Annotated in this window: 25 protein-coding genes and 3 pseudogenes; 6 read left to right on the forward strand and 22 right to left on the reverse strand. The window is 36.5% G+C overall.

The window, feature by feature from the left end; genetic code table 11:
• Positions 1–221: 221 nt before the first annotated feature.
• Both QUF73_13580 and QUF73_13585 read right to left on the reverse strand, forming a co-directional pair.
• A complete protein-coding gene (locus tag QUF73_13580; GenBank protein MDM5227236.1) occupies positions 222–1,112 on the reverse strand; it encodes a mechanosensitive ion channel family protein in 891 nt (296 codons plus the stop codon).
• 218 nt (positions 1,113–1,330) lie between these two features.
• Positions 1,331–1,783, reverse strand: a complete 453-nt coding sequence (locus QUF73_13585) for a DUF1772 domain-containing protein (GenBank protein ID MDM5227237.1) — start codon at positions 1,781–1,783, stop codon at positions 1,331–1,333.
• Between the two features lie 356 nt (positions 1,784–2,139).
• On the opposite strand from QUF73_13585, the gene QUF73_13590 reads away from it, so the two are divergent.
• From QUF73_13590 to QUF73_13600, 3 genes and pseudogenes are all read left to right on the forward strand, one after another.
• Positions 2,140–2,568 carry a CHRD domain-containing protein gene (locus QUF73_13590; GenBank protein ID MDM5227238.1) on the forward strand — a complete coding sequence of 143 codons (429 nt, stop codon included), beginning with the start codon at positions 2,140–2,142 and terminating at the stop codon, positions 2,566–2,568.
• Between the two features lie 201 nt (positions 2,569–2,769).
• Positions 2,770–3,006 (forward strand): DUF3231 family protein, encoded by a 237-nt coding sequence (locus tag QUF73_13595; protein ID MDM5227239.1) that lies wholly within the window; start codon positions 2,770–2,772, stop codon positions 3,004–3,006.
• 28 nt (positions 3,007–3,034) lie between these two features.
• Positions 3,035–3,495 (forward strand): annotated as a pseudogene (locus tag QUF73_13600) (hypothetical protein).
• Positions 3,496–3,704: 209 nt separating this feature from the next.
• Here the strand turns inward: QUF73_13600 and QUF73_13605 are convergent.
• The 11 genes and pseudogenes from QUF73_13605 to QUF73_13655 form a co-directional block, all read right to left on the reverse strand.
• Complete coding sequence (locus QUF73_13605; protein ID MDM5227240.1) at positions 3,705–4,073, reverse strand: DUF2750 domain-containing protein; 369 nt, start codon at positions 4,071–4,073, stop codon at positions 3,705–3,707.
• A 1,446-nt stretch (positions 4,074–5,519) separates the two neighbouring features.
• A complete protein-coding gene (locus tag QUF73_13610; GenBank protein ID MDM5227241.1) occupies positions 5,520–6,209 on the reverse strand; it encodes an amino acid ABC transporter permease in 690 nt (229 codons plus the stop codon).
• Positions 6,210–6,241: 32 nt separating this feature from the next.
• Positions 6,242–6,913 carry an amino acid ABC transporter permease gene (locus QUF73_13615; GenBank protein ID MDM5227242.1) on the reverse strand — a complete coding sequence of 224 codons (672 nt, stop codon included), beginning with the start codon at positions 6,911–6,913 and terminating at the stop codon, positions 6,242–6,244.
• Positions 6,914–7,104: 191 nt separating this feature from the next.
• Positions 7,105–7,935, reverse strand: a complete 831-nt coding sequence (locus tag QUF73_13620) for a transporter substrate-binding domain-containing protein (GenBank protein MDM5227243.1) — start codon at positions 7,933–7,935, stop codon at positions 7,105–7,107.
• A 5-nt stretch (positions 7,936–7,940) separates the two neighbouring features.
• Entirely contained in the window at positions 7,941–8,711 is a 771-nt protein-coding gene (locus tag QUF73_13625) for an amino acid ABC transporter ATP-binding protein (protein MDM5227244.1), read from the reverse strand.
• Positions 8,712–8,745: 34 nt separating this feature from the next.
• Positions 8,746–9,792, reverse strand: coding sequence for an NAD/NADP octopine/nopaline dehydrogenase family protein (locus QUF73_13630; GenBank protein ID MDM5227245.1), 1,047 nt, complete (start codon positions 9,790–9,792; stop codon positions 8,746–8,748).
• A 57-nt stretch (positions 9,793–9,849) separates the two neighbouring features.
• Positions 9,850–10,527, reverse strand: a complete 678-nt coding sequence (locus QUF73_13635; GenBank protein ID MDM5227246.1) for a GntR family transcriptional regulator — start codon at positions 10,525–10,527, stop codon at positions 9,850–9,852.
• 780 nt (positions 10,528–11,307) lie between these two features.
• Positions 11,308–11,667, reverse strand: a pseudogene (locus tag QUF73_13640) (DUF1731 domain-containing protein).
• A 223-nt stretch (positions 11,668–11,890) separates the two neighbouring features.
• Positions 11,891–12,436 carry a GNAT family protein gene (locus tag QUF73_13645; protein ID MDM5227247.1) on the reverse strand — a complete coding sequence of 182 codons (546 nt, stop codon included), beginning with the start codon at positions 12,434–12,436 and terminating at the stop codon, positions 11,891–11,893.
• A 214-nt stretch (positions 12,437–12,650) separates the two neighbouring features.
• The gene (gene plsY / locus QUF73_13650) at positions 12,651–13,226 is read right to left on the reverse strand and encodes a glycerol-3-phosphate 1-O-acyltransferase PlsY (protein MDM5227248.1); all 576 of its coding nucleotides are present in this window, start codon (positions 13,224–13,226) and stop codon (positions 12,651–12,653) included.
• A gap of 151 nt (positions 13,227–13,377) precedes the next feature.
• The gene (locus QUF73_13655) at positions 13,378–13,716 is read right to left on the reverse strand and encodes a hypothetical protein (protein MDM5227249.1); all 339 of its coding nucleotides are present in this window, start codon (positions 13,714–13,716) and stop codon (positions 13,378–13,380) included.
• A gap of 248 nt (positions 13,717–13,964) precedes the next feature.
• Between QUF73_13655 and QUF73_13660 the strand changes: the two genes are divergently transcribed.
• Positions 13,965–15,239 carry an IS110 family transposase gene (locus QUF73_13660; GenBank protein ID MDM5227250.1) on the forward strand — a complete coding sequence of 425 codons (1,275 nt, stop codon included), beginning with the start codon at positions 13,965–13,967 and terminating at the stop codon, positions 15,237–15,239.
• A 414-nt stretch (positions 15,240–15,653) separates the two neighbouring features.
• Here QUF73_13660 and QUF73_13665 read toward each other — a convergent pair whose 3' ends face one another.
• The 3 genes from QUF73_13665 to QUF73_13675 all read right to left on the reverse strand — a co-directional run bounded on the left by QUF73_13665 (position 15,654) and on the right by QUF73_13675 (position 17,026).
• Positions 15,654–15,917, reverse strand: coding sequence for a hypothetical protein (locus QUF73_13665; GenBank protein MDM5227251.1), 264 nt, complete (start codon positions 15,915–15,917; stop codon positions 15,654–15,656).
• A gap of 31 nt (positions 15,918–15,948) precedes the next feature.
• The gene (locus QUF73_13670) at positions 15,949–16,125 is read right to left on the reverse strand and encodes a hypothetical protein (GenBank protein MDM5227252.1); all 177 of its coding nucleotides are present in this window, start codon (positions 16,123–16,125) and stop codon (positions 15,949–15,951) included.
• 244 nt (positions 16,126–16,369) lie between these two features.
• Positions 16,370–17,026, reverse strand: a complete 657-nt coding sequence (locus tag QUF73_13675) for a hypothetical protein (GenBank protein MDM5227253.1) — start codon at positions 17,024–17,026, stop codon at positions 16,370–16,372.
• Between the two features lie 129 nt (positions 17,027–17,155).
• On the opposite strand from QUF73_13675, the gene QUF73_13680 reads away from it, so the two are divergent.
• The gene (locus tag QUF73_13680) at positions 17,156–18,025 is read left to right on the forward strand and encodes an AraC family transcriptional regulator (protein MDM5227254.1); all 870 of its coding nucleotides are present in this window, start codon (positions 17,156–17,158) and stop codon (positions 18,023–18,025) included.
• A gap of 400 nt (positions 18,026–18,425) precedes the next feature.
• On the opposite strand, the gene QUF73_13685 is transcribed toward QUF73_13680, so the two are convergent.
• On the reverse strand, positions 18,426–18,809 hold the full coding sequence (locus QUF73_13685; protein ID MDM5227255.1) for a VOC family protein: 384 nt from the start codon (positions 18,807–18,809) through the stop codon (positions 18,426–18,428).
• Between the two features lie 272 nt (positions 18,810–19,081).
• Positions 19,082–19,519 (reverse strand): VOC family protein, encoded by a 438-nt coding sequence (locus tag QUF73_13690; GenBank protein MDM5227256.1) that lies wholly within the window; start codon positions 19,517–19,519, stop codon positions 19,082–19,084.
• Between the two features lie 259 nt (positions 19,520–19,778).
• Between QUF73_13690 and QUF73_13695 the strand changes: the two genes are divergently transcribed.
• Positions 19,779–20,717 (forward strand): RNA polymerase sigma factor, encoded by a 939-nt coding sequence (locus QUF73_13695; GenBank protein ID MDM5227257.1) that lies wholly within the window; start codon positions 19,779–19,781, stop codon positions 20,715–20,717.
• A gap of 213 nt (positions 20,718–20,930) precedes the next feature.
• Here the strand turns inward: QUF73_13695 and QUF73_13700 are convergent, their stop codons facing one another.
• The 4 genes and pseudogenes from QUF73_13700 to QUF73_13715 all read right to left on the reverse strand — a co-directional run bounded on the left by QUF73_13700 (position 20,931) and on the right by QUF73_13715 (position 23,683).
• Positions 20,931–21,272: a hypothetical protein gene (locus QUF73_13700; GenBank protein ID MDM5227258.1), complete on the reverse strand. Its 342-nt coding sequence runs from the start codon at positions 21,270–21,272 to the stop codon at positions 20,931–20,933.
• 81 nt (positions 21,273–21,353) lie between these two features.
• Positions 21,354–22,381: pseudogene (locus QUF73_13705) on the reverse strand (IS1595 family transposase).
• Positions 22,382–22,534: 153 nt separating this feature from the next.
• Positions 22,535–22,996, reverse strand: a complete 462-nt coding sequence (locus QUF73_13710; protein ID MDM5227259.1) for a hypothetical protein — start codon at positions 22,994–22,996, stop codon at positions 22,535–22,537.
• 171 nt (positions 22,997–23,167) lie between these two features.
• A complete protein-coding gene (locus QUF73_13715; GenBank protein ID MDM5227260.1) occupies positions 23,168–23,683 on the reverse strand; it encodes a DinB family protein in 516 nt (171 codons plus the stop codon).
• Between the last annotated feature and the right edge of the window lie 96 nt (positions 23,684–23,779).

The following is a 23,779-nucleotide window of genomic DNA, read 5'->3' on the forward strand; positions in this document are numbered from 1 at the left end:
TTAATCCACTTACAAAGACATAACTATCAATTTTTCTTAAGCAACTACTTCGTTAGTGCAGTAAGCATATCTTCACAAATATGAATAAATATTAGCACTTATACAATTTTTCCTTGAGCAAAACGATTCATAAAAAATTAATAAACATACTGCCAAAACAAACATCGGTTAGTTGCCAGAAACACTCATAAACCTCTTGGCTCTTGAATCAGCTAGGTTCTTTACGTACTTGGTGAAGGCTGCTCAAGAATCTCCTGCAAATTTTCAGTTTGAACGAACATGTTCGCGGTTGGCATTTGTACTTGATTCTTATGGAATAAAGACATTAGTTCAAATCTTACCTGCCTGGAAGTTTCAAAATACTCTTCAGGCTTAACCAAACCTACAATACAAAATTCGTACCCAACATGTTTAAGGTTTGGATTTAAGTCTGTAATCCCAATATATTGAAAGGGTTCAACAGCCTCGCCCCCTACCCTATATAGGCTATGATCTAACTTTTCATTGCAGATAACACTTGCTTTCTCTAACAATTGCTTTATTCTTGCAGGATCTTCCTGATAACTTACCGTAACCCGTTCAATAACCCGCATCCAGCCTTTATTAAAATTTTGTATCGCTCTAATCTCACCATGCGGAATGGTAAGGAGCTTTCCCGACCATTCACGAATTTGCATAAAGCGAATACTTATCTCCTCAATGGTACCTGAACTTGTCCCGTTGAAAGTAACAAAATCGCCAACACGAAACTCCTTATCCGTTAATCTTGCGAACCCTAAAATAACGTCTTTTAACAACTGCTGTGCAGCAAATCCGATGACAACTCCGGCAATCCCTGCACCTGCAAGAATACCTTTTATATCTACAAATTGACTAATTAGATAAATAACAAGGCTGATCGCAATTCCATACCTAAAAATTGATCGGATTACACCTTGTATCGTCTGTTCTACCTCTTCATCAAAAAAATTAGACTTCCTAAAGAACCAATTAAGAATGCGGTTTATGACAATTGAAAAGGTAACGAGAACCAAAGCAAATAAAGTAAATTTTAAAAGTAAAAACTTCCTTATATAATCAAAAAATTCCTCAGTAAAAGTTAATAGGTCCATCCATCCACTCCCTAAAAAGGAAAATTTCCAGGATCATCTGTTACCTTGTCTTTACATATTGTTTCCTTAACTATGATTTTTCATTATCATTCCCAGTTCATCCTCAACAATTTGGCCCAAATAAAAAGACACGTCCTGTGGAAACGTGACCGTTTGTTAATAAAAAGTTTGTTCAATTAGGAATTTATAAAAAGTATAATTCACTGAATGTCAAATAATTAAATCGTAACTGATATACAAAGTAACACGAAGCCAATAAGAAGTAACCAAGAACGAATAGATTGATAGAACATCCATCGTTTTCTTATCTCCTTCCAATCAATTGGCGGATTGTCTGCATCCCACTGTTTGATTGCCTTGTTAATAGGAACGTTAAATCTAATAGTTATTATTGTTGCTAAAATGAACATTCCAGCAGAAGAAACACGGCTTGCATACTCCATAATTCCAGGTTCTTTCGTAAATACTGCGAAAGACAAGGTTAAAATTACACTTACAGGCATTAATATAGGCATAATAAGTCCAAAAGTTTTCAGCGAACCTTGTTCAAAGTATATATGTTGCTTTTGAGGTAAATGACGGATAACGGGATGTACTAAAGCGTATGAAGTAAACTCAGCACAAGCTGTAAAGCCCGCTATCATCAACGTAATAAAACCTAATATATCCAAAATGGAACATCTCCTTAAAATTGAATAATTAATTCTTATCATACAAGTATTGAACAATTTTTTAATTTTTATTTCAAGAATGAGTTTTTCTTTAACTAACCTGCCCCGTTTGTGGAACAAGAAAAAAGGCTGCTGTTAGCAGCCTCTATTTAACTAACGCACCCGTTAGCTTAAGTACTGTTCACAAATTCTAAGGTTATTAATATAATTTTTGCTAAAATACAGTGCTGATTTACACAATTATCAATATTTTAAATTCAATTGTTTAAACTAAAAGTTCTTTAGTTACCCAACCTATACAAATCAAAATCACCTTACATAAACTGTATTAAGTACATGAAAGAAAGGTGATCGACATGCTAAAATTCTTTAAGGCAAGGTTAAAAGGTGAAAATGAAGTCCCTCCTGTAGAAACTAATGCTTTTGGTTTTGCAAAATTTGCAGCTAATAATAATAGAACAAAGATAAAGTTTGCACTAGAAGTTGAAAACATTAAAAACTTTATTCAAGCACATATCCACTCTGGTAAACGTGGTGTAAATGGACCTGTCATAGTATTTCTTTTTGGTGCTGACTTAGAAACGCTTGAGGAACAAAATGGTATCACGACAAGAAGAGGTGTTGTTACAGGAATTATTACGGATGACGATATTGTAGAAAATGACGCAGGTATAGAAACTGTAGAAGATTTATTAAATTTCATGGAACAAGAATTAACTTATGTTAATGCTCATACTGAACAAAATCCAACAGGTGAGATTAGAGGTCAAATTGTACCAATTTAAATTTCGACACTGTTAGTTGATTAAGATGATGGCTCAAAAGGATTCACGTAAGGAATTTTTTTAGTCATCATTTTTTATCTATTTATTACAAATCGAGAATCCCATACAACATCTTGTTAATAATCTTTATTCAAATTGTTAAGCAGTTGGAAATAGCTATGAAGGAAAACGTCAAATACATCTGTTACATGCACAAAACGTATCCCCGATAATTTACTCATGTTTCATACATCTTTAATCATTGCATCAAGTATATCAAATTATGCTAGCGCTACCGCTTCCGCATCATCCTTAAGGTCAGACATTGCATCTTCTTATGTTCGCTTAACAACAGAAGTTGCTCAATTTGCCAAAAACGGCGTCGAAATAATGATTAAAAATACATGGTTAGAACAGCCTCTACAAATCCCAGATCATAAAGGGTTAGCAAAAGGTTAATGTAACTGTTTACTCTATAAGAAAGTTGATGTTTATACATGAACAAAGATCAGAAAAGTTACTATGGTCAATTGCACTGCCAGGTTTTGCTCAACTCTTGAACCGAAAATATATAAAAGGTATTATCTTTATAATATTGAAGTTATAATCAATGTTACAACAAACTTTAACTTTGCGATTATGTTCAGTTTTCATGGGAATATTGGAAATGCTGTTGAAAAAACCAATTACCAATGGCTTATGTTTTATCCTTGCTTATACTTTTTTGCAATGTGGGATGCAATAAGAGAAGCTAAAGGGACAACTGCCCCTTTCAGCTTTCTGCCTTTCGTTATTACAGCCTATTTCGTAACGATAGGTTTAATCTATTCTTCTAAAATAAAAATAGTTGGGATTTTACTCGGTCCAGTGTTTTTACCAATATTCTTTTCGATACCAGGAATGTTCTTAGGGTTATTTATTTTAAAAATGATAAAACAACATTTATAGGATAAATCGCCTTTAAATTAAATGGCGATTTTTATTTTCTGTTTTCATACAGCTTAATTACCATATTTCCAGACTTTTTATATCCTTAATCAACAACCTCCCCCGTTCGAAGAAGAAACACTGGACCTTCAACTCTTGCACTCGTTAGTTAGATAACATACGTTACTGGTCTCATTACACTTTCCTATTTAATGTGAGCATTTCTTTTGCTATAAATTGCGAATCATTTCCTTTATTTCATCACGTTTTTGAATAGTTGTATCGTTTTCATTGGGGAAAATCGCTGTGGCACCACCGTCATTTTCAATATCAACTAGTAATTCGTCTAAAAAATTTGAAAGTGGAATGTTGAACGCTTCGTATGACTCATCTAAATTGGCAGCCTTCATTTCAGCAAAGCTTCTGCTTGGCCAAACAGGTAGTAAAAATGCAAATTCCCCGTCATCTTCTAAGAATAATAGATCGCCATTTTCATCGCGTAGTAACCACACCTGTTCATCCGTTGCAACCATACCATAAAAATATGCAAGTCGTTTTTCAGCAGGGCGGTTTAAAATAAATCGTTTAATTAATTTCATATTGGCCATTCCTTTACGATAATTATTTAAAAAAATATCAAATTATATAGATAGTTACTACTTTATTTCATTTCCGAGCATAGTTAGTTGCATGATCATCCTTACTTATACAATTCAAAATCCAGTCATGATTTGTCGTTACAAGGTACATTTTTTTAGTATATTCTGAAAGGCAATAATTTTTAAGTATAACATATACTCGACAGCACACTGCCTAAACCTTATTGATCAACAGCTAAATGCAAAATGAACATAATGGCGTACAAACTGCATTTTAACCTACTTTTTCATATCCCTATTCTCAGTGGTTACCACTTTTTCTGTGTGCGGAAATCTTAAAAACGATTTTCACCTCACCAATATTTTAATAATGTTTGATGAATGATTAATGATGAAAGATAATTGATAATTGACTTTCACCTCTACCCGAATCATAATATTTTTTAAATTATCCTCTAAGTATTTAAGATGGAATTATTTAATATTCTTCACTTTCAATCAAAAATCCTTTTTATATTAACCTGCCACGTTAGCCATCCATACAGCACAAAATAATGCTGCACCACAGAGAATGAAAATGGTTAAGAGGAGTCAATACTGATATTGACCTTAATCCAGCCCACCGTAATCCATAGACTCATTAATGTACTCTCTCCTCTTTTTTTAACCATCGAGCAGGGTCTTTTTAAGTGTTCATTTTTCTTTTCTTGAAGAAATTTATTTTCATGGTAGTTGAAAGGAAAGGTCTTTGGAAAAACCAATCAATTTCTAACTGTTCAAAACTTTTTCCCGCAAAAATCATCAATGTTTGAGTGAATATAGTATCCAGACACAAGGGCTTTCCCCTCGCTGAAAAAATGAAAGATTTTGTCTCGCCATCACTGTTTTCAATTGTAGCTCGATGTCCAATTTCGAACTCCATTTCTTGTGTACCTTCTCTTCTTGAATGGTTGATTTCCTTATTACTTTATTAATGGTTTTCTGTTCATCAATCTCAATCGTCTCAGCACTTGTACATTCAATTGTGAGTTTAACCATTTCACCCTCTATTAAAGGTTCACTGTAAGAGATTGGTGGTCGTCCATCAACCTCTCCTAGTGCGCCGGCTGACAGGCACCATTAAGTTCATGTCTGAAGCGCCGTCTCTCCTAGAACTGCTTGTCTTTCACGCTCTTACTCTACTTGCCGGAGTACTCGTATCTCATCTTTACTGTGGTTTCACCTAAACCGAAGAAACCCGCATTCCTCTCTTTCGCTTCGATTTTCGTCCTCTATGTGGTCTATACCTTTGTTATATATAATTGGTATACGGTGTAGTCACGAGTGTAAAATCTGTAGGAAATCAATCAAGATTAAGAGTAACTGCTACTTAAAGAGGCATACAAAAACGCCCATGCGGCTGCAAGGACGGATATGTATGGATGGGGCTTGTGTGATGGCATGAGCTCATTTTATTCGCACATCATTCTCATAGCGGTCGGCGAACTTGGTGATTAAAATACCGATTCCCCAGTAAATGAGTGCCACCATCATGAACGCCTCGACAAAGCGAAAGTTCTGGGCTGCCATAATTTTGGCTTGTGCAAAGATATCAATAACGGTGATTAAAAACCCGAGTGAAGTGGCTTTGATGGCCACTGTGAAAGAGTTTGCGAAATCAGGGATGGCATGGACAAAAGCTTGCGGGGCAACAATTCTCGTAAACGTTTGAGAAAAACTATAGCCCAAGGATTGCGCCGCCTCAATTTGCCCCGGATCTACCGCTAAAAATGAGCCTCGGATGATTTCAGATTGAAAGGAAGACAACGTGAGGCTAACTGTGACAATTAAAATAACCAGAGGCGACATATTGTTCATATTATAATCGATACCTAGAAGTGTAACGATGAACTGTCCAATGGCAGGGAGTGCATAATACATCAAGTATAAAAACACCACCATAGGTGTCCCTCGTAAAAACAGTTTAAATAATTTTGTAAGTTGAACCAGCACAGGGATTTTATATTGTTGTATCAGAGCCAACACCACTCCTAGAAGGGTGGATAATGCAAGTATAGTAATCGCTATGAGTAAGGTTTCAGGAAGTACACCCAATATCCCTAAAAACATTTCGTATGAAGCCTCTAAATCAAACATGTTAATCCCCCCTGCTTATTATGGTTAAACCTTTATCGAATGGCCACTCTTTTCTCCAGTTTTCTAACCAATCCGTCCGTTGCGAAGCACATAGCCGAAAACATCAAGGCAATGATAAAGTAAATTAGGATTTGATTAATACCGTAAGATCGTGAGATAAACAATTCTGCGGTTCCCATAATATCCACGATGCCAATTGCAAAGATCAGCGACGTATCATGAATCAAGTAAACCAAGGCATTGCCGTATCCCGGGAGAGCAACAGGGACCATTTGGGGCAGAATAATTCGGAAAAACTTTTGCATTGGTGTGTACCCCAAGCTATCTGCAGCTTCATGTTGACTTTTTTCAACGGCGAGATAAGCGGGTCGAAACACTTCAGAAATATAACCAGAATGATAAAATCCCATAGAAATAATAGCAGCATGCATCGGGCTTATATCATATGTGCCCAAACCGATGAGAGGTAACACTTTTGGAATTCCAAAGTAAGCTATAAATAGTAAAATCAGTCCAGGAACACTTCGCGCAAAAGATACATACAAATCGGCTAATTGACTAATGACGGGAATTCTTTTTAGTCGCACAAACGTTAATAGCACAGCAAATAGTAACCCAAGCGCAGCCGACAAGATGATGATGATAATATTGATCGGAAGCGTTTTAAGAAACTCCATTAGTAATCCTTGCATACCCGTTTCCATCGTCATTTCTCCCTTCTCTAATGAATATCTCTTCTGTACATGACGGTGTCATGACTATGTTTTTAGTCTTAGTCTACATCCATATTCTCAAGGGATTCAACCAAACGAGAGAATATGGATGTGCTCTAGTCGATCCGGAGATATTCACTATGACCTTATCTGACTCGAACCAAGACGTTCATGTAAAAGCCTCAATCGTATTGAAACACATCTTCTGCGTAGAATTCAGTAGACAACTCAGAAAGCACGCCTGCTTCTGCCAATTCCTTTAGACCTTCATCGATGGCCTGTTTCAGTTCCTCATTTTCCTCTGATTTGTGAATCATAAAGAACGTAGGAATAATTTTGACTGGGTCTAATCCCACAACAGGTAGATTTTGATCTTCAATGATTTCGATTTGTCCGTAACTCGATGGATAGAACAACGCATCATATTTGCCAGTCGCCACTTCTTTTAGTCGATCTGCGATTGGAATTCCCACATCAGCCAAATCATACTCTAGCTTAAATTCAGGATTTTCTTCTTCCCAATCCTTAACGGTTTTATATGTGGCACCCGCTGGGGATAGAGGAGAAATTTTCTTCCCTACCAAATCTTGAATGCTCTCAATTCCACTATCTTCTGCCACGTAAATCTTGATTAGGGCACGACCACTCGATTCTGAAGGAATGATATATTGCTCTGCACGTTCCTCCGTGAACCCTAGACCACCTGCCAACATGTCGTACTTTCCAGTAGCTACTCCTGTTTCACCCGCTGAATCTTCCACACCGGACAATTCAAATTCATAGTCTTCAAGCACTTTATCCAGTTCTTTTATCACCTCAGGCTCATAACCCGTCACTTCGCCGTTCTCATCGACCCAGCTCAATGGTTTTGACGTGTGGCCAGTCGCCACTTTGATTGTTCTTACGCCTGAATCCCCAGTGCTCTCAGCTTGTGACTTGTCAGTGGAATTGCATGCAGTAAGGAGAGATAAACCCAGTACAGAAGCAGCTACTAAAATTGACACTTTCTTCATTCTCATCAACCACCCTTAGTGTTTAATTTTTGTTGGTCTTGCTCTGCATAGATCTTCTTCAAAAACTGCCTTGTTCTCACATTCACTGATTTCTCGAAGATTTGTTCAGGCGTTCCCACTTCCACAATGTGACCATTTTCCATAAAGACCACTTTGTCGGAAATCCGCTTTGCGAAGTCCATTTCATGGGTGACAAGAAGCGTTGTCATACCGGACTTTGCTACATCTTCTATTACTTTCAATACCTCCTCTACTAATTCGGGATCAAGAGCTGAAGTAGGTTCATCAAACAAAATCAACTCGGGTTCAAGCGCCAAGCCACGTGCAATGCCGACCCTTTGTAATTGTCCTCCCGATAAGCGAGACGGATATTCATTTATTTTATCTTTAAGACCTACCTTTTCTAATTGTTTCAAACTCATGGCATACGCTTCGTTTTTGGACTTTTTCTGAACGGCTATTTGAGCATCCATTACATTTTGGATGACCGTCTTATGTTTGAAAATGTTGAACATCTGGAACACCATGGCGGTTTTCCTGCGAAGCTTTAGGGTGTCTTGCTTGGATAAACTTTGATAATTGAGACGCAGATCTCCGATTTGAATTTCGCCCTGTTGGGGTTTTTCTAAGTAATTGATGCATTTTAATAAGGTCGTTTTCCCTGTTCCACTCGGACCAATAAACGATACAACCTCGCCTTTTTCGACCGATAGGTTAATACCTTTCAACACTTCTTTTTGGTTGTATGAAACATGCAAGTTTTTAACGTGTAAGATAATCTCTACCTCCCCAAGTGCTTTATTTCAAATCCTATATGCGCTGTACCATGGTCATCCGCCGTAGATTCTCCTCGGTCAACCCCTGAAAGCGAATCCCTACTTGCCTATAGTCGCTGTTCATAAGTAAAGATGCCGTGCTGATGATAGAGTCGGTATACGGGGTTGCCACCCCTAAGATTTTCCCTAATTCTGAAATCGGAACAAGTCCAAAAGGAATGTCTTCTGTCAGATACCTATAATCGAGTGTCGTAGGACCTAATCCAGTAGGGAACAAGCCAGGCAAAGCTTCATATAACGTGGGATAATCGGAATCATAAAATTCATTCAACATATTCAAAATACTTTGAAGATCGACATGTAGACGACTTGCTATTTCCAGTCGTTCTTTATCCATCTTTTCTACGTAGTTACAGGAATAGGGAGATGCTCCGTCAGGATAGTACTGAAATCTCTCGGATGCGTCAATCCTTGCCGCGTTAAACAGGGTGATCGGAGGATGAATCACCGCATTGGTATTATTTAAGGAAGTCTCAAATACACTTTCTCCAGGAATCAATTGCGGAAACCTTTCCATAAACGATGGAGCAATCTGGTTCTCTTTACGCAACGTACTAATTAGTACGTTGTATTTAATTTTAGTGATCGCAACAGAACCGGCTTGATCGGCCAAACTGACAAAAGGCATGGCACTCGTTTCAGCCACTGTAATGTTCTTTTCTGTAATCAAATCAGTGCCCAGAATTCGTTCACATTCTAGTGCACCCCAGTAGCCTGGAAAAAAGATGATGGTTTGATTGGGTTGCAAGAACGGTTTAATTTGATTGACAATCGTCTCATGCCCTATAGCCGTCGTCGATACAATGATAAACTGGGCCTCTGCAATCACCTGATCCATGGTGGTCGATGCCTCTAAATCGACGTGCCCCGAATAGATCCCTTTCACTTCCAACCCTTGTGTAGAAATTCTTTCAGCTTTCTGTGGATCACGGGTATACAATTTCACGCTTTCTCCGTTCAATTTCAGATATCCTGCAATGGCCTGCCCTGTATTTCCACCGCCCATTACTGCATATGACATGAACTCTTCCTCCTCTCATATGGTTCGCAATCTGTATCAATCTGTACCTTTCTCTTGTTAGAATTGGGTATGTTCGTATTTTTCGACCGTCTTGATGGCTTGATTCAACGAACCTAAAATATGTTTCTTCATTTCTTCTACTGCGTTGATCTTGTCTTTTTGGATGATGTAATGAAGGATCATCTTATGTTCTTTTACGGATTGTTTTGTATCGCCAATACTTTTGTGTGCCAATCGCCTGTACCGGTTGATCATGCTGTTGAGCTGATACAAGAACTTGACCGCCATCTTGTTGCCACTCACCGTATAAATGTATTCGTGGAATTGCTTACCAAATCGATCGATTGTCTCATAATCTTCCAGGCTTATCGCCATTTTGAGTAATTCGATGAGATGGGTTAATTGGTCAATGTCCTTTTGCGTGATATTATCAATGGCATCTTCAACGACAATCCCTTCCAAGTTGCTACGGATAACAAATATTTCTTTCACTTCTTGGATCGAAATCGGCGCCACATTCATTCGGCCGTTTAAACTGCGATTGACCAATCCTTCCAGTTCCAAGATCTGAAGTGCTTCTCTAAGAGGGGTTCGACTGATCTGTAGCTCTTTGGCTAACTCTTCCTCCGCAATTGGTTGACCCGGTTCCAATTCACCTTTGATGATCATTTCTCTCAACGCTTTATGTGCAATATCTTTCGTCGAGACTCGACTGACTTTTGCTCTTTCATTCAATTGGTTCACCGCCTTTAAAATAATTGTATACAATTATAAAGTTATTCTAGCACACATTTTTAAAAATAAAAAGAATATTTTGTTTTTTCTGTTTTTTTGTTTACCTGTACGCACTTATCGAATAATTTCTCGACATTAGTAGCTGCCACGTCATTCCTAGCATTTTTCCATTTGGTTCCTTTCACCCGAACAATTTTAATCTATACATCCTTACATTAACCTGTCCGTTAGTGGAATAAGAAAAGTGATTGCCGCAGCAGTCCCCATCTTTAACTCTAGCCCCAGTTAGCCATCCATGAAGCGCAAAAATCAGCGCTTCACCACAGAGAATGAAAATTGGTCTCTTTGTCGATAATGTTTTAATGGCTAGCGAAAAAGGTCGTTGCACTATGGTGCCTTTGAGCCCATCCGTTAGTCTGACTCCGACGACCACGGTGTACAACCGACTGTTGCGCCCTTAATGGTAGCACTCATGGGAGATTAATCCTTTTTTGGTCGTCGCGCTAGCCTCTACTTAATTTGCAATGATTGGAAGTTTTTGTTTAACGCTTTACCAAACTCAATCAGATCACTCATAAGGCTCAGCCTTTTTTTAAAAGCGTTTTTACTGGGTCTGTTTTGTTGTGGTTTTTTCTGGATTTTGAGCTTTTTTAATTTTCATGGGAGTATTATAAGAAAAGGCCACCAAATTTGGCAGCCGTTTCTTCAATTAATGCACTCTATTATATAACTTTGTGCATTAATTTTTTTGTTAAATTGATTTGTATATAGGACACTTCACTACATTAGAATGTCTTGCAAGGTCTTATCAAGTGTTTTATAAGTAAACGTGTAACCTTCACGTTCTAACCGGTCTGGAAGAACCCACCGACTTTTTAACACCAATTCTGTTTCTGTTTTAATTATCAGTGAGCCAATCTCCAACATCCATTTGGGCGAAGGTAAACCGAATGGAACATTCATCGTTTTTCTTAGTTCTTTCATTAATTCACGATTACTAACAGGTTGTGGGGAAGAGCAATTAAAAACACTACTTAGTTCTTCTTTATCTTTCAAAAAGAGAACGATTTGAAACAGATCGTCGATATGTATCCAACTAAACTTTTGGTTTCCCGTTCCCTGAATCCCTCCAAGTCCAAACATCCCGATTTGATATGAGTACCCTGAGCTTTAAAACCAAATACTCCTTTATTTTCTGTAATTTTCCAACTAAACTCCATCAATAGTGGAACAAGAAAAAGCGTCGCAGCTCCGACTCTTTGTTATACTCAAGCACCCGTTAGCTTAAGTGGTGAATTTTTAAAAATGTATAAGAAGGCCGTCTCGCGCGTGACTTCTATATAATATCGGAAGTGAAATGAGCTTACACATCCAGGCTGTTGATGATAGCTAATATTTGATGATCTGTCCATTTGCCATTAATCTTTATATTTTCTTTAGCTATACCTTCTTTTTTAAACCCTACTTTTTCTAATACACGAATAGATGCTGTATTGTCAGGCATAGCTCCTGCTTCAATTCTATGTAGTTTTAATTCTCTAAAAGCAAAGTCTACAGCAAGTTGAAGAGCTTCTGTTGTATAGCCCTTTCCATTATACTCCTTATCTAAAGTAAATCCGGTATAACAGCTTTGGAGCACTCCCCTAACAATTTGAGTTAATGAAATGTCTCCGATAAGTTTATCAGTTGCTTTTAAAAAGATACCAAAAGCATACAACTGCCCTTCATCTGTCTTTTTTAATGCCTGTTCTATACGTATTTTTTGATGTTCTTCAGTATAAAAGGCTTCCGGAAGTAATGGGCTAACTCGTTGGAAAAATTCTCGATTTCTAGTATGTAAGTTAGCTAACTCGCTGGCATCAAGAGTTTTGTAAAGTCGAAGATAAATTTGTTCCCCTACTAGCTTCATAAAACCCCTCCAATATCTTTTTTACTTCCATTATATTCAAATTAGGCAAAAGTAATGTAAATTCTTATTGCACTAAACTGCCCCGTTTGTTGAACAAAAAAGCCGCCAGATTTGGCAGCTGAGCTTGAACATAGACACCCTATTGTTTATGAATAACTCATCACAATCTCCTTTTATACTTATAACTTGTGATTTTTGTAATACTTGTTTTTCATTACCATAGTTTGTTTTCAGTTCCTTTTATTATTCTTTTGATATTTTTCCTATGCAAAATTATCACTAATACACTAATAAATAATGAAAGGGCAATAATGACTCTATCCTCAAATATAAGGCTGTAAATAAATATTCCTACTCCAGCTAACATTGAACTTAGTGAAACATACTTAGACATTATCAAAGTTAATATAAATACCACAAAGCCAGTCAAAGTACCTAAAGGTGTCAAAAATAATAAAACTCCGGTTGCTGTCGCAACAGCTTTCCCGCCTTTAAACCCTGCAAAAATAGGAAATACGTGTCCCAATATGGCTAATAAACCACATATAATGGGGTTGACCGTAGAGTTTAATATTTGGGGAAGTAAACAAGCAAATGTACCTTTTAATAAATCAGCAATTGCAACAATTAGTCCTGCTTTCTTTCCAAGTATCCTATAGGTGTTGGTTGCACCAAGATTTCCACTGCCATAACCTCGAATATCGATTTTATAGCATAGTTTACCGACAACCAAAGCAAATGAAATTGAACCAATCAAATAACTTAAAATTAGTGTTGAAATATTGAGCATAATATACCTTTCTTACTTAAACTATTTATATTGATATTCAATTTAATTACCTTATTTTCCTTTTTTCATTTTTAAACTAACCTGCCATTTAGTTTAAAAAAAGCCCCTGGTCGGCGGCTAATCTTAAACATAAAGTTGTGCAATAAATAATTTAGTTTAATATCCCCCAAATGTTTCCGTCCTTCATCTTAAAGAAAGTACCAAATATCCCTAGAATTCTAAAGGTGAATTGCTCACCGTTTTGAAATTCAAAATCCGACTCATAGGAGGCAAATATGGCAGCGTTTCTAAAATGCGAAGAACTACTCCATATTATCTGATTGTCTTTTGTACATTCTTCATTCCAACCTATATTGTTACAAACAATTCCATTCTCTGTTAATATCCATTTATCAAATTCATCCTTGGTAGGAGTAGTAAGCACCATTATAGCTATTAAAAGAATAACTGTAAAAATCCCTACTGCAAATCTCCTCTCCTTAACTTTCAAATGAGATACACCACCTTGCTACTTAATTACCCTTTTTCCATAATCTCACTTTTTATTTCCTTATTCCACTAACCTGCCCCTTTTGTTGAATAAGAAAAAGCTGCCTGATTCAGCAGCTGATCTTTAATATAAGCCCCCGTTAGCATTCCTGTAGATCACTAAATTTGAGCTTTGATAAAAACAGGGCTCCTCAGTAAGATATGAGTATAGACACCACTCTAACTCAAACCTTAGGAGGAACCCTTACTATGAAGTTTAAAATGCAGGACAAACAAAATCAACTAATCGAAAGAATTTCTGCCAAGCATCTTGTAATTGGAGTAGATATTGCCCAACAATTCCATGTAGCCAGGGCTGTCAATTTTCGTGGAATTGTTCTAGGAGATCCAATCACTTTTCAAAACGACGAAGACGGTTTCTCGACCCTATTAAACTGGATTAATAATATTAAAAGATTACATAAATTGGAGGTATCCATTATCGGAATGGAACCTACAGGCCATTATTGGATTAACCTTTCAAAATGGCTGATAAAGCGAAATATTGAGGTAGTAACAGTTAATCCACATTTGGTTAAAAGGAATAAAGAAAATCGTGATAATACGCAATCAAAGAGTGATAAGAAAGATGCCCTGGTCATAGCCGATATGGTGAAGAATGGTTACTACTCCTATGTGAGACATGCTTCTGAACCTTTTGAAAAACTTAGGGTTCTCATGTCTAACCGGGATGTTGTTGTTAAAAGGCTTGTAAGCTCTATTAATCAATTAAATCGCTGGGTGGACATTGTTTTTCCCGAACTCAGGCAAGTCTTTAAAGACATTACCGCAAAAGGGGCAATCGCCACACTACGGCTTTTTCCAACTCCGATGGAACTGAGTTCCATGAAGCCAGATAAGATCGTTGCCGGTTGGAAATCACTCATGAAAAGGCAGCCAGGGTTAAAGAAAGCCTATTTACTTCTCAATGTAGCCAGGAAATCTGTCGGTACACGGCAAGCCATAGGGGCCTATAAATTTCATCTGGAACAATTACTCGAAGAGTATGACCTTGCGGTTCTACAACTAAACAGAGTCGAGCTGACAATCAAGAAGGAACTTCTTAAAATCCCTTTCGCCGATAAACTGCTTAAAATCAAGGGAATTAGTGATATTTCTTTAGCCGGTATTTTAGGTGAAGCAGGAGATTTAAGTGGGTTTTCGCACGGTAATTCTTTACTCCGCCACGCTGGGCTCCATCTCTCTGAAGCTAGTTCTGGGAAATGGAAAGGACAAATTGTCTTATCAAAACGCGGAAGGTCAAGACTCAGGCGTTTCCTTTACCTGGCCACTATCAGCCTGGTGGTAAACAACGCTGAGTTTAAGGCTATCCACTCCAATAATGTGAAGGTTAAGAAAATGAAAAAGATGAAATCAATAATGAAACTGGTTGGTAAATTGGCCAGGATTTTTGTAGGAATAGCACGCAATAACGAACCGTATTGTCCAGAAAAAGTTCAACCCCTAACAGATTTGGCAGCTTAGTTTAAACATATTTTTCCGAAGAGAAATTAGATCGAGTGTTGGCTTATTCGTAGGATTTCAAATATGTACGGAGTACCAGGTTACTTAAACAAAAGGGCACTGACCCATTCCGTTAGCTAGACTGGCCTCCACCCCTTGGATAGGCATGACGAAGGAATGAGAGGGCGATTGACCCGTTGAGACATGGGAGGGAAAGCCTCCAGGGGCGGCGTGGAGAAGTACATGATATGGTAAAATATGGAGTATAACCCTACTCCTCTATTTAACTATGCCTTCACGTAGCCAAATGTCCAGAATCTACTCCTTACATTAAATTAAATGTAATCCTAGGTGGATGAAATCCTGCGAATAAGCGAGCATTCGGAAGATAATCGTATTAAACTGAGGGAGTTTAAGTGCATTACTTCACAATCATTAAATAAAAAGAGCTGTCACAATGACAATTTTAGTAATACTATTGGATCTGAATAATTCATTCATGGTATGAATAGCATCCCCCGCTTCACACCTTGCTACTTTTTTGGAATCAGCTTTAAGCCTGTAAATACGTCTTTTTCCATCAGGCGTTCGTATCTCCATGCGGAAATAGCGACTACAATCCTCATTTCCAAATACCTTTTGATTAATAGGGTCCATTCGTGTTTCACCTTTTTCAAGCATTCTCACTAATGTAGCCATTTTCAACACCCTTTCCCAAACACTTTTTTGCTTATGCTAGGGCTATAGCGATTGAGTTTCTAAGAAGATGATTTTCAGTATCAAGAAGATGATATTCTAGGATGTCTACCGCTTCTTCAATCTTATTTTCTCCAATTTCCTTGACCAATTTAATTGCCTCTTTGAGCTCGTTTTTAATTATATTTCTTTCTAGATTATTTAGTATCATTAGATTTCTTCTTTATTTACCCTTCAATTACTGAAATTTACCAAAAATGTTCTATTTCCTTCCCCCACTAAACTGCCATTGAATGCATAGTACCTTTGTACTGCGCAGTAAATGATCCTGTTTAAAATGAGAGTTCTTGTTCAACTAAAATCCGTTACTTTAATAGTCTTCTCTAAACTAAATTTATATTTATTTGCAATGATAAAATAATTTAAGTACAGATTATTAAGAGAATATATAAAAATCAATCAGCGCTGATTCTCCTACCTTCTGACCAAAGAACATATCCCAACCAAATAAGGGCTAATCCCATCGGTACTGCCAATATCCTATCGAATGGATGGGGAATTACAGCGGCAGCAAAGGTAACCACGGCCGCGAAGGAAAGTAAAGCACCTGCCATGCGTGGAAAGATTCTCGCACGAAAGGTTGCGATTCCAAACAGGAGTCCACCAAGAGCATACAGAATCGCCGCAATCGGTGCTAATAATGGGAAAATACCAAGATTCACTTTGCTTGTGGTTCCACCAAAGATCCCTACTATTCCCTCTACAAACTTCGGAGCTTCGGTTGTAAGCAATGGTAAAACAAAAGCCTCGTTAAAGCTAAAAATCATAGAAATTAACCAAAATAGACTAAATAAAATAAAACCAATCAGCCCAGTCAAGCCAGCTTCCACCACTTGTCTTGTATAGATTCCTGTAATTCCTATCAGACTGAATAGAGACATAATACTGGTAGTGCATGCAATGACAACCCATAAGCTTGTGCTAACTGAAGATATATGATCCTCTGGGTGAATAAACTGTATACATATATATAAAATCCCTGCCAATATTGCCAAAAGACCTACCCATCGCATTAAACTCTTTCCCATAATTCTTCGTTTTTTATTACTCATGTGATTCCCTCCAATTTTTTTCTCCTAAAGTAAATACAAATTTTATAAACGACCCTAGTTATTGAAGAATCAAACGTCTTATAGTAAATTAGGTATAATTAATTAAAATTTCTGAAATCAGGTGGTTGAATGGAACACTATGAGGTAATTGAAAAATCCTTATTGTATATCGAAAATAATTTGCAACAGCCATTAACATTGGAGTCTGTTTCAAATTCCTTCAATATATCTAAGTACTATTTTCATAGACTTTTCTCTGCAATAATGGGCTGTTCATTAAACCAATACACTTTATCAAGAAGATTAAATGCATCTGTTCAATACATTCAAAATGAAAACTTATCATTAACAGAAATAGCGTATCAACTAAACTTTGGAACTCCATCGTCCTTCGCCCGCGCCTTTAAAAGCCAATATGGTATTGCGCCGAGCTCTTTACGAAAGAATGGAACGACCATAGCTCTAGAAGACATTCCACCAGTAATTAAAAGACCAATTAAGAACATTAATGGAGATATCGTTGCCGACTTTACACTCACAAATTTCAAAACTACTCAAATAAGTGGGATAGCATTTGAAGTTGACTTAGCCAGAAGTGATTTTAAAGAAAAGATTCGAGCCTATTCGAGAATGCTCGTAAACTGCATTGATGAAACAATCAGTAGTTCCTGTTATGTCATCTACTCCAATTGCCAGCCAAACTCGACTAAGTTCAAGGCACTAGTCGGGATTCCACAAACTCTAAATATCAATAAACCAAATTTTTTCACAGTAGAAGTTCAACAATTCTTTAGTGCGAAGTTTAAATACAATGGTGATCTACTGGATATTGGAGAAGTCTTTATTACTGACTTCGCAAGGTTTTTAAAGATTTCAAAACAAGAAACTGAGGAATCCGATATTGAACTTATTCATGTGTTTGATGATATTCATAACCTTGATACCTCCTATCATATATTCGTGCCAATCAAAAAACTCTCCAGTGACGACGTTGATTAGTGTCTTACTACCTATATATGTTAATAAACTTGTTATTCTAATAAGAAGGATACCATCACAAATGTAAAGAAACTTTCCAAATCTTGCTGTAAATCGTAAACAAGCTAGTTTTTTTGTAACGCAAAAAAGATGCCTTCCGTTATTAATTTGGAAAAGCACCAATTTGAAGTAATTTAACACAGAAAACATTCCAATTATCAAAGGTTTTTCTTACCAAGAACTATTTACTGCACAGAATGTGTCTACTACCCATCTACGACTTGCTTATTAAACATTACTGCCCCGTTTAGTCATTAATAAAAAAGAGCTGCCGATCCCCTGGGATCTTCAACTCACTAACTTTCCCGTTATTGAACAATGAACGGGCGATGTATAATACATCGCCTCCTCATTAAATTATCTATTTGGAAATAAGATATTTTTCTTTGAAGATCAGACTTAGTTCACTCCATACATCAAATTTATTACCATCTAAGTCATAAAAAACAAAATTTCTTCCCATGTGTCCCCTGTTTTCAATCTCTCCAACTCTAATTTCACTTTGCCTAAAGTCTTTATGAATTGCTTCTAAGGCATTTAATCCATTAACTTCGAATGTTAACGAACAACGCTCATTACCATAAATATCAAAGAAATTGGAGCTTTGATTTTCATTAGATTTCACAAGAAAAATACTTTGATTGGCAAAGTTTAAAATAGCTTTGTCTTGATCTTTGTAGCTTAACTCTGCACCTAATTTATTTACATACCAATCAGAAGAAAGATCTACATTTGTTACTGGTATATATGTTGTGCCTACCCTTAAAAATTACTCGCCCATTTTTTATCTCCTTTCACATTACCAAAATATTCTAAATTAATTTATCCAACAAAAAACCCTTACTTCCTGCATCAATTAAGGATTTTATACTTACTTATGCAACTATAATTGAACAAATCTGCCCCGTTACTTGAATAAGAAATAGCGATCCTTCGTTGTTGAAGCATCGCACCCGAACGTTTAAGAAGAAATTTTTAAAGTTGGAGGTCTAAATCATTTAAAGTCCCATTCAATATTTATCTGATTTTCTCCGCCAACTCTAAAATAATTCCCTCTGGACCACGAACGTAGCATAACTTATAACTTTCTTCATATTGCTGTATCTCACTAAAGATTTCCGTGCCTTTCTTTTTCAATTTTGCAACAATAGCCTCAATATCTTCAACAGCAAAGCAAATATGTCGGATACCCAGCGTATTTGCCAAAGGTTGCTGAATATCTTTTTCATCTGATGGCGTATAAAATTTGACTAGCTCTATCCATGCCTGACCATCTGGCATCCCCAATCCCACACATGCCGTTTTAACATCATTAAGCCCAACTATTCTGTCCAACTGTTCTCCATCCAATTCCCATTCCGCTTGCACTTCAAGTCCTAAATCAAGAAAAAACGCTTTAGCCTCTGAAAGATCATTTACGTTTATACTCACATGATCTATTCTATTGATCCTCATATTTTCATACCTCCTATGTTCCTGTTATTTTCAATACTTGTATTCGTGTTAGGTTTGTTTGGAATTCTAATTCGCTTAAAACAGAAAATATCCTTCTTCAACAAACCTGCCCCGTATGTTCAACAAGCATCTCCTAAAAAGTTAATTAATTTAAAGACAATTTTATAATTGGTTTTCTAAAATATTTTCTCCAAAGCCGTATAATTCTTTAATACACAATCGTCTATTTAGTATATTGACAGTAGGAGGAATCTTTTTCATGAAACCAATTGATAACATTACCAAGGATATTGTTGATGAAACCAGGAAGGTAAGAGGTGAATTTTTTGAAATAATCTCTGATCATTCAACCGATTTATGGAATTATTGTAAATATATCACCGGTTCCCCTTGGGATGGTGAAGATCTATATCAAGAATCAATTATAAAAGCGTTTGGGCTTCTCCCTCAACGGTGGAGTGAAATAACTGACAAAAAACATTACTTATTTAGGGTTGCAACAAACACTTGGATTGACCTGTGCAGAAAGCTAAAGAGGGAAGTAAGATTATTAGAAGAAATATCTGAACCTATCGAAGATTTCTCTAGTCCTCTATTATTAGAAGAAATTCTATTATCTTTGGATTCTATATTGACACCTAAACAACTTGCGGCATTTCTTTTACTAAATATTTTTCAGTTTAGTGCTGAAGAAGTAGCCGGCATCGTACAAAGCACTCCGGGAGGGGTCTATTCTTCAGTACAGCGAGCGAGAAGAAAAATAGCTTCTTTTGATTTTACTCAATCAAAATCTGGTTTGAATAGCCGAGAAAAAAATGTAACCATTCAATCATACTTAAAAGCATTTAATAATGGAGATTTGAACGGTATGTTAGCACTATTTAGTGTTCAAGCACAGAATGAAGCCTATTTGGGTTTCCAGGAATTCTCTAAAGATGAGATGATTAAAGGCTCTCTGCGGTTTGGTCTACCCGGTCATAGAGCTCAAGAAATTATACTTTGGGATAAACCAGTTATTATTGTATTTGCTGATGGCGATCATGGACCAGAAATTCACGATATTCAAGTACAAGAGATTGAAAATGGAAAAATAGTAAATCATAAAAGTTATTTCTTTAGAAAAGAATTTATTTTGGCTGCTGCTAAAGAGCTTGGAGTAAACGCTCAGTTAAAAAAGCCACCGGTGGATTGGACCTAAGCATTAAGGGGTGACATTTGTTACCCCTTGTTTCATCATTAAAAATAAATGCTGCGTTACTATTAATCCTTTGTTAATACCTTCATCAACTAAACTGCCCCTTTAGTTTAAGGCTCTGTTAAACTTTAGTGTTGATAATTAGTTAAAATTTAAGGAAACCCACGTTTTGATGGGTTTCCCATTCGTATTGAAATTAACAAGATTATATTGTTTTTAGTTATTGGTAAAACCTTTCCCAACAACCGTTTTCTTATCTAAATCAACGAAAACAGTAAGTTTTCCCGAAGAATCTGTCTCTGTATTGTTAAAAGTAACTGAATAAACTTCGCCTTTGTCATAGTCTATATCAATCAAAGGCTTGTTCTCGCTATTAACAATTACTTTCTCAACAACTGAATCTTTTGGACTTACTGGAATTAAATCTTTTTCTTCGTTCGTAAGACTATTGAACGCTACCATCTCGATTGGTAAATCATTTTTAGAATCAAATAAATTACAACCAGTCAAAATTATTGTTAATAAAAGCAGTATTGATATAGAAGCCAACCTGTTCAAATTATCCATCCTCATTATTTAGTAGACGATTTCATTGGAGAAATTTCGTTATTATAGTGTTTAATTTGATGAAAAGTAAAATTAAGCATTAAACTTCGACAAACGTAAGCTGTCATATGTGTCTGTCATTTCAAATATAAATGACGTTAATAACAATTCTTTTATATTGTGCTTGGTGCTTTCGTTACTACGGCTATCTACAAACAAGAACCACGCAAGGTAATTGTTGAGATATTTTGTGGCTACACCTTTAAAGCGGTCTATCCATTGTTTCATACGAGAATGTAGACCATTGACATTTTGGATGTGATATAAGCCTTTTATAACGTGTTTGCCATCATTAGATTTAATGCGATAGTGTTCTATACCTTTTTCTTTTGCATAGGTTTTGCAGGCTCTCCAAGCATCCGTAACAAGGACATTATCAGTTGTCAGTTTAGAGCCAATCATATTATCAACTTTAGTTTTCACAACACGCCCCATACAAGCTACCTTTGATACAGTAGCTTTTGTACGGTCTCTGGCAACAAGGACACAAACTTGTTCGTGACTAATACCTCTGTGTTTAGACTTCCCGCCACGCTTACGAGGTTTACGGTCAGAAATGCCACGTTTTCCTTTTTCAGAGTATAGGAAATAGGTCTCGTCAACTTCAACGATACCTTCAAATTGTTCAAAATCTATTTGTTTTAATGCATTTAACAATTTGTGTCTCCAATAAAAAAGCGTAACCCAAGTAACCCCTACGATTTCGGAAGATTTTCGCAGAGAATAGCCTTTGAACATACAATCAACAAATGTAATCCATTCGTTACCTTTTCGAGTACGATAAAGAACAGTATTTGTAGTGTCAGTAAATGTCTTGTTGCAATACTTACAGCGATAACGTTGGCGACCATTGTAATTTCCAAACCTTACAACGTGTTCGGAGGCACAATGAGGGCATTCAAACCCTTCCTTGGATCGAGTTCTCGCATTTCATTGATTAAACGACCACCGACAGAAGAAGAAGGTTGAACGTAGCGTTGAATCCATTGAAACACTCGTTCTTTGTCTGTATGTGACAATTTATCAATATGTTTTAACAGATTGTTAAACGCTTTGCTCAACTTCATAACCTCCCGAATGTGTGTTCTTAAAAATATTATTTTAAGAAATCGGGTAGGTACCAAATATCAACATTTACCTTTAACAGAGCCTAGTTTAAAAGAAAAAAGCTGCCTGTTTAACAGCTGACCTAGAACACAAGCACCCGTCACTGATTAAGAAATTAAATGATGGAAATCAGTATCAGGTGGGGTAACTTGTTTTATTACTTCAATGTCCTTTTCCATAATATTATTTATTAGAAATTCAGTTGCCCAGTGCCCTGAATAAAAAATAGTTTTTTCACCTTTATCAAGATTAATTGTAAACCATTTAAACTCTCCGCTTTTATTCAATGAGTTGTATAGAATATAATTGGAAATGGCTGAATCAATACTTCCCTTAAAAATAGTCAAATTCTCTTCTTTGACTATTGCAAATTCTTGTTTATACAGGGATTTAAGTTCTTTAATACTCTCAATTTCCTCATTCCAACAATGAATTTCAATCGTGTTTGACTTTGGTAAAAAGTAATTAATCAATGGCGCCCAATAACTGTAATTATCATTCATTGGTTTTGGCAAGGCTGAATTTTCTTTTGTATAAGTAGGTATGTGAAAAACTAAATTCAAACCCACGACATCCCTCCCCCCATGACTTCTTTCCTTTTTATTCGATAGGTTATTCCACTAACCTGCCTACTATAGTTAAATAATATAAAGCCGCCTAGTTTGGCAGCTGGATCTTAATTCGGTTATTTTTGTCGTTGTATATTGATTAAACTCTGCTTACAATAGTGTCTCTAGAATTTAATCAAATAAAGTTTGTTTTGGTTCAGCCATTCCAAATTGTGTCCACTCTTCTTTTGAGGGACCATAAATCCCTGGAACACTAAGTCCTGCTTGTCTCATTAGTATAGTCATTTGTCCCCGGTGATGAGTTTGGTGCTGGTTTAAAAATAATAACAGACTTCCCTTAGTCATTTTTATGCCAAAGAAATCAATTTGTTCCAACAGGGTCTCATCAGTCCACTGAGTTTCCAAAGCCTCAACTAGGTTATTTGAAGAATTAGTATAGCTTTCAGCAATGAAATTAGCTGAAGATGGGACAGACCAGTCTTCACCAGGAGCTGCGAACCTTAAACCTGCCTGTGAACTAATCACTTTAATAGCAGTGACCGTATGCCACGCAATACGCCCTAAAGACCATTGATTTGGAGTGACTTCTTGCTTTAATGATTCATCGGTGAGATTCTTAAGAATTCTGCTTGTAGCCCCAGTCTCAAATTCCCAGGATTTATAAAAATCGCTTAAGCTATGATACATCTTCAGACTCCTCTCAATTTATACTCATATTAAAATTCTCCCTCTTAATTAAATTACCTCCTCCTTTTTTCATTAATTTAACTAACCTGCACCGTC

The organism is Cytobacillus sp. NJ13 (assembly GCA_030348385.1).
In the GTDB taxonomy this organism is placed as follows: domain Bacteria; phylum Bacillota; class Bacilli; order Bacillales; family Cytobacillaceae; genus Cytobacillus.